This is a genomic window from Gimesia fumaroli, assembly GCF_007754425.1.
Lineage (GTDB): Bacteria > Planctomycetota > Planctomycetia > Planctomycetales > Planctomycetaceae > Gimesia > Gimesia fumaroli.
Genome location: NZ_CP037452.1, coordinates 845,366 through 862,362, shown reverse-complemented (window position 1 = coordinate 862,362; position 16,997 = coordinate 845,366). Strand labels below are relative to the sequence as shown.

The following is a 16,997-nucleotide window of genomic DNA, read 5'->3' as shown; positions in this document are numbered from 1 at the left end:
GTATTACGTTTGCTGCAGTTCTTTAAGTCAAATGAGATTTGCGACAACCCAAGCATACCCTTATGTTCAGGTGCCAGGGAAGAATAACCTCACACACAGCAGGCAGAAAAGTCACCCCATTTTATTCGACTAGAACTACTGATACGATTGGTGGCTCTTATCGAGAGAACCGCTTTAGCCCTGCATTCCGTTCTGACGAAAGATCTTATAACTTTACGTCTTCTACGGAATGGATTCCATGAAACGCTTCTATCTGGCTTTACTGATTGCCTTTTGCGTACCGGGTACGCTGCTCGCCCAGCCTGTTGACCCGGCCTATGAAGAGCCTGGTTTTGAGAATGAAAACTACGGCGGCGATGTTTCAGCGCTCTTTGGCGATTCCGCCTGGTTCGGCCGCTATCGGCCTCACTTCGGTTACCGCTACGAAGCGGGTGACACGATCGGACGCATCGGCGGACTCTCCTCCTTTGATGCCTTCTTCCCACTGCTGGAAGGGGAAGACAGCGACTGGCTGACCTTCATCGATGCGCGGTTGCTTCTAGGGGACGACAATCATAATCTGGGTTCGAATGTCGGTGTTGGCGCCCGCCAGTTTATTCCCGAAATTCAGCGCACGATCGGGGCTTACATTTACTACGACACCCGCGACGCAGGTTATGCGACCTTCGATCAGGTTTCCGGGGGGGTTGAAACCCTGGGTGATATCTGGGACGCCCGTCTTAACTGGTATGTCCCGACGGGGCAAACCCGCAATCAATATGCTACCACTCATACCAGCGGTGGTGGCTACTCATTCGTCGGGCATTATCTGACGGGCGGCACGTTTACCCGTTACTACCAGGCTGCGATGAAAGGCCTTGATATGGAAGCGGGAGCCAAATTCTATACCAACGATTTCATGGACCTTCGCGCCTACGCGGGATGGTATCACTTTCAGGCCAAAGGCAGTAAACAGGCCTGGGGCTGGAAATCGCGCATCGAAAGCCGGATATCAGATGTCGTTTCGCTCAATCTCAGTGTGCAGAATGACCGCGTGTTCGACACCACCGTCAACTTTGCTGTCGGCATCCAGTGGCCCAGCATTACGGGTTTACGAGGAGGCCCTCGTGCAGACCTGAAAGCCTGGGATCGACTCGGTGAAACTCCCGAACGACTCCGCAGTATCGTTGTCGACAATCAGGAAATCCAGGACCCGAATGGCGGCCTTGTCATTGATCCTACCACGGGACTGCCCTTTTACTTTATGCACGTAGCGACCGGCGGCAATAGTGACGGTTCTTACGAAGACCCGTATGCGACACTCGCCGCCGCCTTTGCTGATCCGCGGACACAACAGGGGAATGTGGTTGTCTATGATCACCGCAACGGCATGGAAACAGGCGACTTTACACTCGCAGGCAATACACAGGTCCTTTCAGCAGGACCGACACAGTTCATCACTTCCACTATCGGACCGATCCAACTGCCCGACTCCAATACCGGCGTGAATCCACAAATCACGGGTAGCTTCACGCTGAATAACCGCAGTGTACTTTCCGGCTTTGATATCACCACAACCGGTGCCGGTTCTTCAATTCTCGCTAACGGCGTCGGTAACCTGATGGTCTCTAATAATACGATTAATCATACCGGAGCCGGTACCGCCATCAGCCTGACAAATTTAACAGGCCCCGCCTCCTTCAGCCAGACACCTCTCACAAAATCAGGTGGCCTGGGTGTGTTGATTTCCGGGGGTAGCGGGAACGTGACCTTTACCAACAGTTCGATTACAAATACCAACGGCGATGGCATCGATATCCAGAATGCCGGCGGGACGATTCAATTTGGTCAGGTCACAACGACCAATGGCACAACATCTGTCAATGTCAGCAACAGCACAGCGAATATTACCATTAACAATCTGAGCAGCACCAATGCCGCCGCTGATTCGGTTCTGATCAATAACCTGACGGGTAGCTTTACTCTCAACGGGGGAACGCTCACGAATAGTGGCGCGACCGGCGTGACAGCAACCAATTCACAAAATATTACGATCCAAAACGTGACCATCGACACGCCCACGACGGAAGGTATCTTCGCTCAGAACGTGACGAATTTTAATTTCTCGTCCAATACAATCGACGATTCCGGCATTGACGCGATCGCGGTTCTGAATGGCTCCGGCAACGGTACGATCAGCGGAAACACCATCCGCAGTATTCTGACCGCCTTCGACGACGCCATCGATGTCGAAATTGGTGGAGATGCGACACTCGACATCGACAATAACATCATTAGCAGTGTGCTCGCGCTGGCCGGTACGGGAATCGAAGTCTCGACCACCGCCGGTAATGTGACAACACGTATTCGAGGCAACCAGATTAACAGCATCCTGAATGCCTTTGGCGACGGGATTACTTTCACAGGCGACTCGACCGGCGCCATGACCACAACCATTACCGGCAATACGATCCAAAATACGGCTGGCGTCTTCGGCAACGGAATTGGTGTTGTCTATAACAACGGTTCCGCCACCACGACCATCGCGATGAACACCATCGACTCGGACGACTTGGTCAACCTGTTCGGCTCAGGAGTTTATCTCAATCTGAATACGACCGGGGTGACAGATACCACGATCAATCAAAACACCATTTCTGATGATAACCTGGCCGCCTTGTTTAACGATGGTATCGCCATTGACATTGACCGCGGGACCGACCACGACGTCTTCATCACAAGCAACTCGATTGCCCAGACCGGCGGTATCTTCGACGATGGAATTGAAATCCTGATGAATGGTGGGGTCGGTGCTAATGCCAGAATCCGGGTCAATTCGAATACACTAAACGGTAGTGCCGGCATCGGTGGCAGAGGACTGGATGTCGCGGTCTTCTCACCTGATTTACTCTGCCTGGAGGTCATGGGTAATAATTCCAGTACCGCACTCGACTTCTTTGCAGCCGTCGGGGGAACTATCAATGTGGAAGATCTGCCTAATCTCTCCGTCGATAATAATGGAGCCACCATCAACCTGCTGGGCGGCGGAACCATCCAGAATATCGCCGACTGCTTCCCGTAAACCCGCTAATAAATCGCATCGGTTGAGTTGTAGTCAATTCAACGCGATTTACTCAGTAGGAATCACTCAACGGGTTCCATCCCAGACGGCAATACAGAGTTGAATCCCGCCAAGTGGGCAGACACGCGGGTACTGCCTCTACGCTACGGTTTCGTATCGACAACCGGACGATGACGTTCGATCTGCGACTTAAAATCTCCCAGGCTCTGCCAATAGAAGGGTTGATTCAAGTCGACTTCGGTGATGGCAACGGTTCCCCAGTCCTTCGCCTGCGCCAGCGGCTTGCCATCCTGACCATAAATCGCAGAGATCATCCAGTTGGCCGACGTGTCTGTGTAAGTACTGCTTATAACATAAACGTGGTTTTCACAGGCACGCGCTGCACCCAGCATCGGGTTACAGCCCCAGACCGGCCAGGCAATTACCTCAGCACCGTTTTTACTCAATTCGCGAGCCACCTCGGGAAAGAAGCCGTCGTAGCAAATCATCATGCCGACTTTTCCAAAGCGGGTCTCAAACACCGGATACTCGTGCCCCGGCGTCACGCCTCCTTCAATCTCACCGCGCGGCAGTGTCACTTTGCGATACTTACCGACAATGTCTCCGTCAGGACCAATCAACACTGCCACGTTGTAAACCAGATGCTCTGCCCGTTCGTAAAGTCCGACTACGATATACAGGTCATGTTTCTTTGCCAATTGACCGAAGTACTTTGTGGAAGGACCGGGAATCGGCTCCGCACACTCCGCATAAGGCAGCTTGGTTCCGTAGACTGTAATGGACTCGGGCAACACGACCAGATCGGCTTTCTGCTTGGCTGCCTGCGCAATCAACTTCGCAAACTGGGCCGGCTTGTCACTTGGTTTGTTCCCTTCCCGGGGCCGATGATGGATCGTCGCCAGGCGTACAATGCGCGGCTTGATATCATCGGTTTGCTTGAAGCTGATATTGCTCCACTGAATTTGTGAATGCGGCGGTCCCCAGCGAAAATGTAACTCGATCTGAACCTGCGCCGCCTCTGAAGGAGCACGGTAGACGCCCGCGACCTCCGTCCAGCCAGACTTGGTTTCCTGATCGCCTGGAAATTCCGGTTCTGCCCGCGGACGCTCACCAGGGCGATAAGAGGCAAATGATGGTTTATCCCGCGTTACACGTTTCCCGTTTTGATCAAGCCAGATCAATCGGGCTGTCCCGGCGCGACGAACCAGATCAATGCCTTTCGTTTTTCGTTGCGCTAGGAACGCGTAAGTCTTCCCCCCTTTGACAGGGAACGTCTTTTGAATGTGTCCCATCAAGCCTTCTCGCTTATCTGCCTGAATGAGAAAGGCCCCCTGTTGATTCGGGCCACCATCCGCATCCCATGAAATTTCTGGACGCAGTTCTTCACGAGGTGTCATCGCACGCCACCCATCGTGCAATTTTGGATCACCTGCGTAACCAACTTGAGAGGAGAGTAGAATCACTATCAAATAGAAAATGCCGCGTGCATTTTTCATGAAGACGCCTCCGGGAAACAATGTGAGTTTCTGAAGCGGTTATCAACTAACGGGACAATAACCGGCAAGCAATTATTGTAGCACCGCAGACATGACAAGGCATCTGAAAACTCAGTTTTGATTCAGATTCATTGGAAGCACGCAAACGCCATCAACGGCAGATCTGCAGAGAGGGCCAGGCGTAAACCCCAGGCGTTGACAAACAGCCGCCATATTTCCATCCCGAGATAAAGCAGGCAATGGTTGCTCTCTGCTTAAACAATCTCAATCAAGTCTTCAGGCTGTTCGGTTGACTTCTCTTTCAGTTCGATAAAGATTTTCAAAGCGTATTTCGCCAAACTTCGCTTTTCGCTTACTGAAGTCAACTCGTGAAGCGATTTCATGCACTTTTTCAGTTTATAGAAATCGAACTCCGTTGAATCTTCCAGATTATACAGGCCCATCCTCCAATGGGGAAAAAGGCGTTCCTGAATCGGATAGGAAATGATCCGGTTAACGCGGCAGTGTCGCTTATCTTTTTGAATCCGGGCAAACACGGACTCAACATCGTTGTAGCTCCCCTCTAGAACCTGAAAAAAATGACCGCGATCATAGACCAGAATCCCAGTGATCCCCTGCTGAGGATTGTTTCGACAGGCAGACTTCAAGATCTGTTTCAACCCAACCTTTGACATCGGAGCAAGACTCTTACTGACATAGATAAGTTGGTATAGCTTCATTTTGTGTGAACCAGAGAAACCAATGTGATACAAGAATGGGAACCTTCAAATTCCAATTCATCTATCATTGCTTATCGGTTCGATGGGGAGGGAAATACATTAATATCGGTGGAGATTAATCAGTTTAAAGCGAAATGGTCTTCTGCTGTCCTGAGCGAATTCTCCCTGAGAAACCACCTGTCTACCAAGGAAATCCACCTAGGCAATAGAGTGTTTGTGATTTTCAGATCAGCTCATTCCGGAAAATGGCTTTTTGAATTGAATGCGTCTACGCACTCCGACACTGAGCACAAACGACGGCTGCCTGCATCCACGATTTAAATATCGTAATACATGGCGAATTCATAAGGATGGGGACGCTCGCGCAAGGCGGCGACTTCCTGACTGGTTTTATACCAGATCCAGGTATCGATCACATCTTCAGTAAACACATCGCCGACCAGCAAAAACTTATGGTCGTCGCGCAATGCCTGTAACGCATCCTCTAACGAACCAGGTACAGCAGGCAGCTCGGCCAGTTCATCCGGCTTCAGATCATAGATATCTTTTTCCAGAGGATGACCGGGATCGATTTTATTTTGAATCCCATCCAGCATCGCCATCAACACAGCCGACATGGCCAGATAGGGATTCGAAGAGGAATCGGGACAACGGAATTCAAATCGTTTGTTTTCAGGATGCGGACTGTGGACCGGGATACGAATCGCCGCTGAACGATTCCGGTAACTGTAAGTCAAATTGATTGGCGCCTCATACCCGGCAATCAGACGTTTGTAACTGTTAGTAGTCGGACAGCAGAATGCAAACAAAGCCGCCGAATGCTTAAGGATGCCCCCCATGGCATACATGCCCATTTCGCTGAGCCCGCCATAACGGGAACCGGCAAACAATGGCTTGCCTTCTTTCCAGAGGGACATATGCAAATGCAAACCGGAGCCATTATCATTCCAGAGAGGCTTGGGCATAAACGTTGCTGTTTTACCATGCTTCGCAGCGACGTTTTTGACGATGTACTTATAGCGTAACAGGTTGTCAGCCGTCTTTAACAGTGGCGCATATTTCATATCGATTTCACATTGACCACCGGTTGCCACTTCGTGGTGCTGTGCCTCGACGTCGACGCCACAATCCATGAGTGACAGCATCATCTCCGTCCGGACTTCCTGTAACGTATCAGCAGGAGGAACGGGGAAATACCCCTCCTTATAGCGAATTTTATATCCCGCATTGGAACCGCTCCCCGCCTTGCCCCGGTTCCATTGTCCCTCGATACTGTCGACATGATAGTAGCATTCGTGCTCGTTCTGATCGAATCGAACATCATCAAAAATAAAGAACTCGGCTTCGGGACCAAAATTAGCGACATCCGCGATTTTTGTAGACCGCATGTAGCTTTCTGCTTTTCGGGCAACATTGCGCGGATCTTTGGCATAGTCTTCCCGGGTAATGGGATCTTGTATATTACAGGTCATTACCAGCGTATTCGACATAAAGGGGTCGACAAATGCTGTCTCGGGCTGGGGAACGACCAGCATGTCACTTTCGTTTATCGCCTTCCAGCCGCGCATCGAAGAGCCGTCAAATCCGAAACCATCTTCGAAACTCTTTTCTACTAATATCTTAGCAGGAATAGTGAAATGTTTTTGTGTACCGGGAAAATCCATAAACCGCAGGTCAATGGCTTGGATTTCACGTTCACGACAGAGGGCGAGCACTTCCCGAGGGGTCATCTTATTTTCCTGATTTAAGGATGTCATTCATCGAAGATTCTAGCTGAATACAGAATATCTTAATAATGCAAAACATATACCATTTCAGAAAATTGCTCAATTATCAGGCAATATTATTCATACATTCAGGTAGCTTAAATGCACAGAAAAGGCACTGGGAGGTAAAAATCACTTGGAATGGTTCGATAAAATAACTCATCCTGAAGGTCGTTTATATTTGCTTTTTATGCATAAATTATGATAGCGTGTTAGTTAGAGTCAGTTCATCAGTCATCTCTAATGCTAGTAAAACTAAGCAAGCACTCTTAACAGTTTCTCTATTCCCAAGAAGTTTAAGTTTCCTGAAAGGTATTTTACTTATAGAGTCAGGCAATATATTATATATAATTCTTAAGGAGAAAGTTCATGAAATCATTCCAGCGCTCGGTACGAAAAAGTGGTTTTACTCTAATTGAGTTACTCGTGGTGATTGCGATCATCGCCATCTTGATTGCGTTACTTCTACCCGCCGTTCAACAGGCACGTGAAGCAGCCCGACGATCAAACTGCAAAAACAACCTCAAGCAAATCGGCCTTGCCCACCACAACTATCATGATAACTATAAGTGCTTTCCTCTCGGTGGAAGAAGAGATGTGGCAGGCGGCTGGGGACCATCCTGGTGGGTTGGTGTCCTGCCTTATATGGACCAGGCACCTCTCTATAATAAATTAAATCTGGAAGTGCTTCATTCCGGTTATGTTGGAAACGGAGCGGTTGCCAATCGCGTCACAGTTCCTCTGATGGTCTGCCCTTCCAGCCCAATGACAACGTTCACACATGATACAGGCGGCGGCTGGACCCTCCGACCTCACTATGTCGGAATTTCAGGGGCCACCAATGGGAATGGATTCACCAATGCATCCATTCACAACGAATATGCCTATACCGGATGTTGTACTTCCGTGACTGCCGGTGGCATCAAAGCACGCGGCGGAGTGTTGCTTCAGAATCGATGTATTTCGATCAAAGACATTATTGATGGTACGACAAACGTCATCGTGGTCAGTGAATGCTCTAATTTCTTCCGTGATGCTTCCGATAACCCGATTCAGGTCAACAGTAACCATGGCTGGATGATGGGAACGGCTGATGGTGGTGAAACCGGACAAAACCGGACCTTCAACCTGACAACCATTCGTTATCCCCCCAATACGATTGATAACAGCCTGCCGGGAACCGGAAACAATGATGGCCCCAACAACGGCATCTACTCTCCTCATGTCGGCGGCGTGCATGCATTACTGGGTGATGGCTCTGTTCGATTCCTCAGTGAAAATATCGATATGCTGACGTTACGACGTTTAGCAACGCGTGACGATGGACAGCCAATCGGCGAATTCTAATCATAATCTTGCAGGCGGACCATCTATGTCCGCCTGCAATTTTTTCATGCGTTATGACTCACTTCTTTGATTTCTCATTCAAACCGCATTGGTCTACATACACCGAAAAGATAAGGGAAGAAATGCACAATTTATTCATGATGAATCAACCAAAACAGGTTTTCATGAGTGGCCTGATCGTAGCTGTCATGTGTCTTGTTGGCTGTGGTGGTGGAAGCAATCTGCCCAAGGGAGAAACGGGAACGGTAACAGGAAAAGTCACCTTTAATGGAAAACCGGTCCCGGAAGGCGCATCCATTGTCTTCCTGCACAAAGACAAAGGCATTACTGCCTCAAGTGTGATTGCCGCTGATGGATCATACGCACTTCGTATGCGGCGTGAGCCTGCAATCCTGACTGGCAAATATCAAATTGGCATTACACCGCCAACTGTTGAATTAACACCAGAAGAGGCGCAAGCGGTCAATGAAGGTAAAGAGCTTCCCCCCAAAGAATGGCCCGAGATTCCTGAAAAATATCGGAATCCTGAATCGAGCGGTGTGCTCTACACAGTCAATGCGGGTGAAAACACATTCGACTTGGATATGAAATAGACCACCCATCAAACGTAAATCACCAGACTGAGTCAGTCAGTGTGATCCCCCAAGGGATCTGTTGCGTGCATTCTCGCTGTGAAACATTACAGTGAAGCATTGAGGGCTTATCCCAATGCTTCACACTTTTCTTTCCCCCGTTGCCGGTAATAAACGAAATGCCTTGCAGCGTTTACGACCTCTGCCTTGCCTCTCTCCCTTTCCTGCAAGTTGACGGAGCTCACCGCGCCAACCTCACTCACTTCATATCTGAAATAAACGTGAGTGTTCTCAAAATTTCACACGTTTAGCAAACTGTGATACCTGCAGCATTCTGCCGATCAACATCACCCCAGGAGCAACATCGGCATTGAGACCAATCCCATTTCATTCAATGTGCAAGCGCGTTCCAAAAACGGTTCTAGAGGTTTCTGACTGATCCCCCCGAAAATTTGACATCGAGTCTTGACCAATTGCTTTAAAGGCAAATGATATAAGATTGACTTTCTTACTTACTCCGAAAATAGAAATTCAGAAAACCGTACATTTATCAACTGAATTCATTGGCAGCATAAACCAAACTACGGTAAACTTGATCAAAACATCAACAAATCAACATAGTTCAACACATTGATACGTGGGACTTTTTTAGTCCCTGAACTGAATCGCAAATCTATTTCAGTTCCACTTCAGATTGCTTTTCGACAGCAGTCAGTTCGTCATCTCGATGGTGAACTATACTCGCTTTTTGTCCTTAATTTATTCTTAATGACCAAGGAGAGAAACGTGCCAATGAGTCAATTTTCGAGACGCGCTTTTACGTTAATTGAACTACTGGTGGTCATCGCCATCATCGCAATTCTTATCGCTCTACTACTCCCCGCCGTACAACAGGCCCGTGAGGCAGCCCGCCGCAGCACCTGTAAAAACAACATGAAACAGATCGGACTGGGACTGCATAATTATCATGAGACTCACAGTATGTTTCCCATGAGCTACAAGCATAGAGATGATGGTTATAACGCGACGCAGCGAGGCATGAGCTGGATTTCCTACATACTCCCCTTTATCGATCAGGCGAATGTTTATAATAAAATCAATCACGGGCAATATCTGACTGATCCTACCAATACGGAAGTCTCACGAACAATTCTCACAGTGATGCTCTGCCCAACTGACCCAGGAGTGGAGAATGGCCTTTTAACAGGCCGCGCGAATGTGAATGACACGAGAGCAGTCACCAGCTACAAGGCGGTTGCCGGAAATAATTGGGCCTGGGGACCATTTACGCATTCCGATCCAAAAGGACGGAACCCCGGAAGTACAAATGGACTGGATTTTGGAAATGGATTTATGTGCCGGAATGGAGATGCCACGGGCAAGGTCAACACGACCAAAGTGCGCGATGTCACTGATGGACTAAGCACCACTTTTGTTGTGGGAGAAGCCCTTCCCAGAGAATGCAATCATTCCTGGTGGTACTGGTTCAATGGAAGTACGGCAACATGTTCTGTCCCTTTGAATCATTATGTTCATAACACTTATACTCCAAGCAACTGGCCCTACAATTATTCCTTTGCCAGTCAGCATGTCGGGGGTGCTCATTTCTTAATGGGAGATGGCGCTGTCCGTTTTGTCAGTGAAAACATCGATACCGGAACCTATCGCGCCCTGGCGTCTATTCAAGGTGGCGAAACGCTTGGCGAATTCTAAGCCGATAAGGAATGTTCTGTTGTATCTGATTTAATATTCAATGCAGCCTGTTTGGTGCAAATTAAACAGGCTGCATTTTCTCAAGGGTCTGACATGCGAAATTATAGTTTGTTACTGTTACCTCTAATCACGTTACTCATTTCTGGTTGTGGCGGTGGTCCTGACGACGCTCCTAAGACAGTAGAAGTCACCGGAACGGTCACTATGAAAGGCAATCCGGTCGCAGACGCCACCATCGTCTTCATTCCCAAATCAGGTCCGTCTGCAGTTGGCTCTACAGATGCGTCCGGGAAATACTCTCTCAAAACAGGAAAGGAACCAGGGGCCATTCCGGGATCACACGTCGTCACAATTACTTCTGGGGGCGAAATCCCCATGCCGGGAACAGAAGCAGCCAAAAAAGATCAATCGAAACCGGAGATTCCTCCCGAATATGGAGACCCCAAAAAATCGGGGCTCACTGCTGACGTTAAAGCCACGGGTGAGAATGTCATCGACTTCAAGCTGAATTAAGTCAGCTGATTGAATTCATTTTCAGTGAGCCAAAATCCTGGCCGGCGCATGCGTTGGACCAGGATTTTTTTATCGATAGACGCCAGCAAAAACACCATTTTCTCGCATGTACTCTGCTCTGTTTCGATCTGTTTTCAACATATTTCAGCAAAAAAGCTCAAAGCATATCACAAACTTTTAAACTTAACACAGGCTTCACATCGGGACTATTTACAAACCCCAGTTGATTCTGCCTATAATGGAGCCTGACCTTCCTGTTTACCTCCCATTACTGATGACTAAATTCTTAGAGGATCAAATGAACCGCGCTGTTTCTTCCAGCCTGTTAGCGCTGATATTACTGGCAATCGTGACACCTGTTTCAGCAGAAAAACCGAGCCAGGATCATATCCGAAACATCCAGGCCGCTGCGATCAAAAACAAGAAAAGCCCCGTCGCACACTGGGGCTTCGATCCTGAAAACTACACCCAGTGGTCCACACATTCGTTACGTCTGATTCCTGTATATACATTCGGCACTAAAGGGAATCCTCAAGGAATCGATCTGAATTCCTATTCCGGCAAGAACAGCCCTTATCGCAACAAAAAATCATTGGAAACCATTTACGGTTTCCTGCCGGAGAACAGTTTGAATCCGGAAGCCGAATATCTGGACCAGACCAATCTCTATGATCTACAGCAGGCGGCACTCAAAGCAGGTAAGAAAAACATCATCCTGTTTGTCTTTGACGGCATGGACTGGCAAACCACGAAAGCAGCCGCCCTGTATTACACAGGTAAAGACAATTACCAAAGCGGACGCGGCACCGGATTCCACTTCCAGGACTACCCGGCCGCAGGCACGACCCAGTTTGGTTACATGGTGACAGCACCGCACAATGCTGGCTCAAACGTCGACGTCAATCAACAACATGTGACGAATCCCGGAGGCAAAATTCGTGGCGGTTATAACGCCAAAAAAGGCGGCCCCAACCCATGGACCCCCGGTAACGATAAAAAATATTTAATTGGGAGCGCGAGTAATAATTACGGCGAACATGCTTATCCCGATTCCGCGAACACCGCCACCTCGATGACGGCAGGAATCAAATCTTATAACAACGCCATCAACGTCGATCCCACGGGCGCACCTGTCACAACCATCGCCCATCAGGCACAACAAAAAGGCTACTCGGTCGGCGTTGTCACCAGCGTTCCCATTACGCACGCCACTCCTGCAGCCGCCTACGCGCATAACGTCAGCCGCAATGATTATCAGGATCTGGCCCGCGATCTGGTGGGGCAAACTTCGATTTCGCATCCCGCAGACCCGCTCCCAGGTCTCGACGTCGTCCTCGGTGGTGGCTTTGGAACCATTGAAAAACCGACAGGGGCCAAATCACATGGAAAAAATTTCGCCCCCGGCTGGAAATACATTACCGAAGAAACGTTGAAAAAAGCAGACGTCAAAAACGGAGGCAAATATACGGTCGCCGTACGGACTCCCAATGTCAAAGGCAACGAGGGACTGAAACAGGCAACCGAAGAGGCCGTCAAGAATCACACCCGGCTGCTGGGCGTTTATGGAGTCCCCAAGTATTCTGCTCATCTCCCGTTCCAGACCGCCAACGGTGACTACCAACCTGCTGTGGGATTAAAAAACAGCGCCGAAGTTTATTCCGAAGCAGATCAACTGGAAAATCCTACTCTGGCAGAAATGACCGATTCCGCGCTGCAAGTGCTCGGTCAAAACAAACAAGGCTTCTGGCTGCTGGTCGAAGCAGGCGACGTCGACTGGGCTAACCACGATAACAATCTGGACAACTCGATTGGGGCTGTCAAAAGTGGAGATGCCGCGTTCAAAGTAATTACGGACTGGGTCGAGAAAAACAGCAACTGGGACGAAACCATCGTGATTCTCACCGCCGATCACGGCCACTATCTGCACATCGATCAACCGCAGACCTTGATCCCTCCGAAGCAGGAAAAGAAATAGATCTGAGAGACTCAGTTTGCCTGCAGTTTGCCGGCTGTGGGAGCCAACAAGCCGGCATCCAACATTAGCCGAACCAGTTTTTGCGCCACGGGACCCGCTACGCGACTGCCTGAGCCGCCGTGTTCAATCACCACCGCAAAGGCGTACTTCGGTCGCTCTGCAGGTACAAAACCCGCAAACCAGGCATGGTCATTTTTTCCGCCACCGGTTTCCGCCGTTCCCGTCTTACCGGCAATGCTGATTTCTTTCATCCTCACGGTTTTGTAACCTGTTCCGCGTGGATGAGCGACCACATCGATTAACCCTTCACGAACCCGCTCCAATGTCCCGGGATGAATGCCACTTACATAGCGACGCGGATGTGAAATCATCTGCCGCGTGGTCGTGGATGATTCTGCGGAAGGCACAATACTGTGCCCCAGATGTGGCACAATCAGTTCTCCGTCATTCGCCACCACCGCCATCAGGCGGGCAATCTGTAACGGAGTTACCGTCAAACGCGACTGACCAATGGCGATTCCCAGCGTATCGCCGGGATACCAGGGCGAACTCCCTTTTTTCTTTTTGGTGGAAGGATCAGGCAAGTGCCCGCCTCGTTCGCCTGGAATGTCGATGCCCGTCGGTTTGCCAAAGCCCAGTTGACTGGCCCAATGACAAATCAGTTCCGGTCCCATTGTACGGGCGGCCTGAAAGAAATACACGTTACACGATTGGCATAACGCCTGCGTCAAATTAATATCGTTGTGCCCAACACCATAGTGCCGATAAATATAATCGCGGTGCCGATCAGGACGATCCAGATAGCCGCGACAGGCATAATATTCATCCGGATCAATCTTGCCACTTTCCAGCAGTGCGATTGAAGTCAGCGTCTTGAATGTCGAACCGGGAGGCAGCATCATCTGAGTCGCCCGCGGAAACAAGGGACGCTTGGGATTATTCAGCACAGCCTGCCACTCTTCAGGCGAAGGACTCAGTAACAGGTTTAAATCGTAGCGCGGTGCAGACGCGGTCGCGACAATCGCACCAGTTCGCACATCCAATACCACCACACAACCGCCCGAGGAAACATCAAGCGTAGTCTCCGTTTTCTCATCTGCCGGCCGTTGTAAATCGGCCAAAGTCTGATCCAGCAACTCCTGAGTCTGCCCCTGAATCTGTGTATTCAAAGTCAGTACAACATCATCGCCCGACTTGGGCTCGCGAATTACCTCGGTACGAATGATCTCTCCCTGCCGATTTTTGACGACCCGTTTCAACCCGCGCAACCCACGTAAATAACGGTCGTATGTTCGCTCAACCCCCATCTTGCCGATCCGATCTCCCTCACGGTAATCGAGCGGATCTCCTTCCGGGAACCGTTGCTTACGAGCAGCCAGCATCTTTTCATCAATGCGATGACGAATGCCGATTTCATGCGGGGCGATCGTCTTCTGCGGATATTCACGCAATGTCGCGATTTGAATATTGATTCCTGGAAATCGCTCCGGATGTGCCGAAATGGCCAACGCAATTTCGCGTGGGATACCTGATGTAATCGTGTGATAATCAAGTTCCTCGCGCACCACGATCCGATCGCGTTGCGGACGACGGGGAGGCCGCGTCAGTGTCTCTTTCAAAAAGTTCCAGAATGAAGTCAGGCGATCTTGGGCATCGGCCGTATTAGATTCCGTAGACGTGTTCACAGATTGCGATGTCATTTGTTTGCTCAACGCACGCTGATTTACGCTTTCAATGATTGTCTCCACCCGTTGTTGAATTTGCTGGCGCGACTCTGTTAACTCATCTGAGGTCGAATGCATCACCAGTGCCAACTCATCCCAGAGTTGCTGACGGCGCGCCAGCACCTGTTCTTTGGCAGCGTCGACCTTATCTTGTTTACGACGATCGACGGGTTCCAGAAGCATCAATGCCTGCTGTTTTAACCAGCGTTTGTTTGGCGGTTCTTCCAGCCAGCGATAATGCGCCTGCAGATCAAAACGCTCGACATCCATCGCTAATACACGGCCATCAATGGATACAATCCGCCCATCGCGACTGGGAATTATTTCAAACGATTCGGTCGTGCGACCAAATTGAGAATAAAAATGCTCTGCATTCATCAACTGAATAAACAGCAGACGCCCACTCACCGCCAAAAACGGAGCAATCAGGATCAAACCCAGCAGGAAGACCCGCACGCCGGGTAGACGATCCACCTGAAACGACTGCCCTCTTGCATCGTTTTCTGAACTCAGATGATCATTACCGGGCCGATTTCGCATGGGAATAAAAAGTTACTCTGAGGAAGATCTGGAAGGGAAACACAATCAGTGGGAGTAGCGGCTTTCATACCCGGTCCCCTGATGCAGATTCTGCTCAAAATCAAAGGGAACCAGCCGCAGAACGAGTTTGAACGAGATGAGAAGAGTAAGCCCTGCCACCGCTGTATACAGGGCATTGCCTGCTGCCTGCTGTATCAATGTCGTCAGCTCGGGTAAGACGTTCGTTTCGAGGTGATTCAAGATTTGAAACAAACTATCAAAGGTAAATGCAAATACCGCCATTAGCACAAAGCGACTGAACAGCGAACGGATCTGAAAATGAATCTGGATACGGTACGCCAGCCAGATTAACCCCGTCAGTAATAAAATGCCCGTACCCGGAATCGCCGCATCGAAGGTTTCACAGATGAGTCCGGTCACAATCGCCCAGACAAACCCCCGCGCATCACGGTACCAGAACAAAGCAAAGCACAATACCAACAGCAGCAGGTTGGGATGACTCCCTGCAATGGTTGCACTGGGCACAAAGCTGATTTGAACGATCAACATGAGATAACCAAAGATCAATAAACTGAAAAATTTCACGGGTTCGTTCCTTCCTCAGTTCGTTAACATTCGTCGCGGGTTCACAATCTGCCGGAGTACACTCACCTGTTTGACATCCGAAAGTGTGACCGCCGGCTCAACGATAATTTTCCAGTAAGGGGCGCCTCGGGGAAGTTCGGCTTCAATCACACGGCCGTAATACATCGGCTGCCCCAAAGTCGATTGCATATTCAGTGGCAGTTCCCGATCGACTTCTCCCGTATACACTTCCTGTCCCACCTGAATTGATTCGGTGGGAGGAATCTGCATTAACTGGCATTTCCCTTCCCCCAGACCAACGAGAATTCCATCAGTGCCCCACTGCAGTCCCTGGTCCGTCTTGCGGGCAATCCGCGCCGATCCGCGATACTTCACCGACGTGATCGGGATCAGACTGCTCGTCCAGCGTCCGACTTCGCTGATTTTTCCAATCACCGTCTTACCGGCGTAGAGTGAATATCCGACTTTCACCCCCTGCATCGCCCCTTGATCAATCAACGGCAAATCGGACTGCAGCACGAACGAAGACTCCAGGACTCCCTGCACACGCCCTTGATTCAGTAGTTGCCCCTCTCTTAACAGGGCGATTGATGATTCTCCTAAAATATGAGCAGAGATCAGATCAGGCACCAGCAGACGTTCGCCCGCCTGCGATTGATAGTCGGGAGCCCCTGTTTGCTTCAGTTGCTCAAGTTCTTCAGACAACTGCAGTGTCTGTAACTCAAGCCGCCGGTTTGCCTGCTCCGCTTCCGACAATTTCGCTTCGAGCTGTTGAACCAGAGACGCTTGCTGTGTTTCTTTCGCAGCAGGAAACTCCCAGTCTTTGATCTGTTGAACCAGAACCAGCCCCGGTTTGGCAGCATCACGAACCAGATTGTAGACGCGGCTCGAATAAGCAGACGGCACCAGATACAGGCCGATCCCGGTCAGTATCGACAGCAATACCAGCTTGATCTCCGATGAGCGCGTCTCGCGTTTCATAAACT

The 16,997-nt window shown here is 49.8% G+C and carries 12 protein-coding genes; 6 read left to right on the top strand and 6 right to left on the bottom strand.

Annotated elements, in window-relative coordinates; genetic code table 11:
* Positions 1-238: 238 nt before the first annotated feature.
* Entirely contained in the window at positions 239-3,061 is a 2,823-nt protein-coding gene (locus tag Enr17x_RS03360) for a beta strand repeat-containing protein (protein WP_198000944.1), read from the top strand.
* A 143-nt stretch (positions 3,062-3,204) separates the two neighbouring features.
* Here the strand turns inward: Enr17x_RS03360 and Enr17x_RS03355 are convergent, their stop codons facing one another.
* The 3 genes from Enr17x_RS03355 to glnA form a co-directional block, all read right to left on the bottom strand.
* The gene (locus Enr17x_RS03355) at positions 3,205-4,557 is read right to left on the bottom strand and encodes a carbon-nitrogen hydrolase family protein (RefSeq protein WP_145305860.1); all 1,353 of its coding nucleotides are present in this window, start codon (positions 4,555-4,557) and stop codon (positions 3,205-3,207) included.
* 254 nt (positions 4,558-4,811) lie between these two features.
* A complete protein-coding gene (locus tag Enr17x_RS03350) occupies positions 4,812-5,276 on the bottom strand; it encodes a BLUF domain-containing protein (RefSeq protein WP_145305857.1) in 465 nt (154 codons plus the stop codon).
* Between the two features lie 317 nt (positions 5,277-5,593).
* Positions 5,594-7,006: a type I glutamate--ammonia ligase gene (gene glnA / locus Enr17x_RS03345; protein ID WP_145305855.1), complete on the bottom strand. Its 1,413-nt coding sequence runs from the start codon at positions 7,004-7,006 to the stop codon at positions 5,594-5,596.
* A 405-nt stretch (positions 7,007-7,411) separates the two neighbouring features.
* On the opposite strand from glnA, the gene Enr17x_RS03340 reads away from it, so the two are divergent.
* From Enr17x_RS03340 to Enr17x_RS03320, 5 genes are all read left to right on the top strand, one after another.
* Positions 7,412-8,389, top strand: a complete 978-nt coding sequence (locus tag Enr17x_RS03340) for a DUF1559 domain-containing protein (RefSeq protein ID WP_145305853.1) — start codon at positions 7,412-7,414, stop codon at positions 8,387-8,389.
* 122 nt (positions 8,390-8,511) lie between these two features.
* A complete protein-coding gene (locus Enr17x_RS03335) occupies positions 8,512-8,982 on the top strand; it encodes a carboxypeptidase-like regulatory domain-containing protein (protein ID WP_145305851.1) in 471 nt (156 codons plus the stop codon).
* A 771-nt stretch (positions 8,983-9,753) separates the two neighbouring features.
* Positions 9,754-10,674 carry a DUF1559 domain-containing protein gene (locus Enr17x_RS03330; protein ID WP_145305849.1) on the top strand — a complete coding sequence of 307 codons (921 nt, stop codon included), beginning with the start codon at positions 9,754-9,756 and terminating at the stop codon, positions 10,672-10,674.
* Positions 10,675-10,767: 93 nt separating this feature from the next.
* Positions 10,768-11,187: a carboxypeptidase-like regulatory domain-containing protein gene (locus Enr17x_RS03325; protein ID WP_145305847.1), complete on the top strand. Its 420-nt coding sequence runs from the start codon at positions 10,768-10,770 to the stop codon at positions 11,185-11,187.
* A gap of 298 nt (positions 11,188-11,485) precedes the next feature.
* Complete coding sequence (locus tag Enr17x_RS03320; protein WP_145305845.1) at positions 11,486-13,162, top strand: alkaline phosphatase; 1,677 nt, start codon at positions 11,486-11,488, stop codon at positions 13,160-13,162.
* 11 nt (positions 13,163-13,173) lie between these two features.
* Here Enr17x_RS03320 and Enr17x_RS03315 read toward each other — a convergent pair whose 3' ends face one another.
* From Enr17x_RS03315 to Enr17x_RS03305, 3 genes are read right to left on the bottom strand one after another with little or no spacing between them, the layout of a single operon-like run.
* Positions 13,174-15,426 carry a penicillin-binding transpeptidase domain-containing protein gene (locus tag Enr17x_RS03315; protein WP_145305844.1) on the bottom strand — a complete coding sequence of 751 codons (2,253 nt, stop codon included), beginning with the start codon at positions 15,424-15,426 and terminating at the stop codon, positions 13,174-13,176.
* 45 nt (positions 15,427-15,471) lie between these two features.
* Complete coding sequence (gene mreD / locus Enr17x_RS03310) at positions 15,472-16,011, bottom strand: rod shape-determining protein MreD (RefSeq protein ID WP_145305842.1); 540 nt, start codon at positions 16,009-16,011, stop codon at positions 15,472-15,474.
* A gap of 15 nt (positions 16,012-16,026) precedes the next feature.
* Positions 16,027-16,992 carry a rod shape-determining protein MreC gene (locus Enr17x_RS03305; RefSeq protein ID WP_145305840.1) on the bottom strand — a complete coding sequence of 322 codons (966 nt, stop codon included), beginning with the start codon at positions 16,990-16,992 and terminating at the stop codon, positions 16,027-16,029.
* Between the last annotated feature and the right edge of the window lie 5 nt (positions 16,993-16,997).

What these genes read in the sequence shown, in the direction of transcription:
- Enr17x_RS03360 (WP_198000944.1), top strand. Translation starts at nt 239, where the DNA reads ATGAAACGCTTCTATCTGGCTTTACTGATTGCCTTTTGCGTACCGGGT.
- Enr17x_RS03355 (WP_145305860.1), bottom strand. Translation starts at nt 4,557, where the DNA reads ATGAAAAATGCACGCGGCATTTTCTATTTGATAGTGATTCTACTCTCC.
- Enr17x_RS03350 (WP_145305857.1), bottom strand. Translation starts at nt 5,276, where the DNA reads ATGAAGCTATACCAACTTATCTATGTCAGTAAGAGTCTTGCTCCGATG.
- glnA (WP_145305855.1), bottom strand. Translation starts at nt 7,006, where the DNA reads ATGACCCCTCGGGAAGTGCTCGCCCTCTGTCGTGAACGTGAAATCCAA.
- Enr17x_RS03340 (WP_145305853.1), top strand. Translation starts at nt 7,412, where the DNA reads ATGAAATCATTCCAGCGCTCGGTACGAAAAAGTGGTTTTACTCTAATT.
- Enr17x_RS03335 (WP_145305851.1), top strand. Translation starts at nt 8,512, where the DNA reads ATGCACAATTTATTCATGATGAATCAACCAAAACAGGTTTTCATGAGT.
- Enr17x_RS03330 (WP_145305849.1), top strand. Translation starts at nt 9,754, where the DNA reads ATGAGTCAATTTTCGAGACGCGCTTTTACGTTAATTGAACTACTGGTG.
- Enr17x_RS03325 (WP_145305847.1), top strand. Translation starts at nt 10,768, where the DNA reads ATGCGAAATTATAGTTTGTTACTGTTACCTCTAATCACGTTACTCATT.
- Enr17x_RS03320 (WP_145305845.1), top strand. Translation starts at nt 11,486, where the DNA reads ATGAACCGCGCTGTTTCTTCCAGCCTGTTAGCGCTGATATTACTGGCA.
- Enr17x_RS03315 (WP_145305844.1), bottom strand. Translation starts at nt 15,426, where the DNA reads ATGCGAAATCGGCCCGGTAATGATCATCTGAGTTCAGAAAACGATGCA.
- Enr17x_RS03305 (WP_145305840.1), bottom strand. Translation starts at nt 16,992, where the DNA reads ATGAAACGCGAGACGCGCTCATCGGAGATCAAGCTGGTATTGCTGTCG.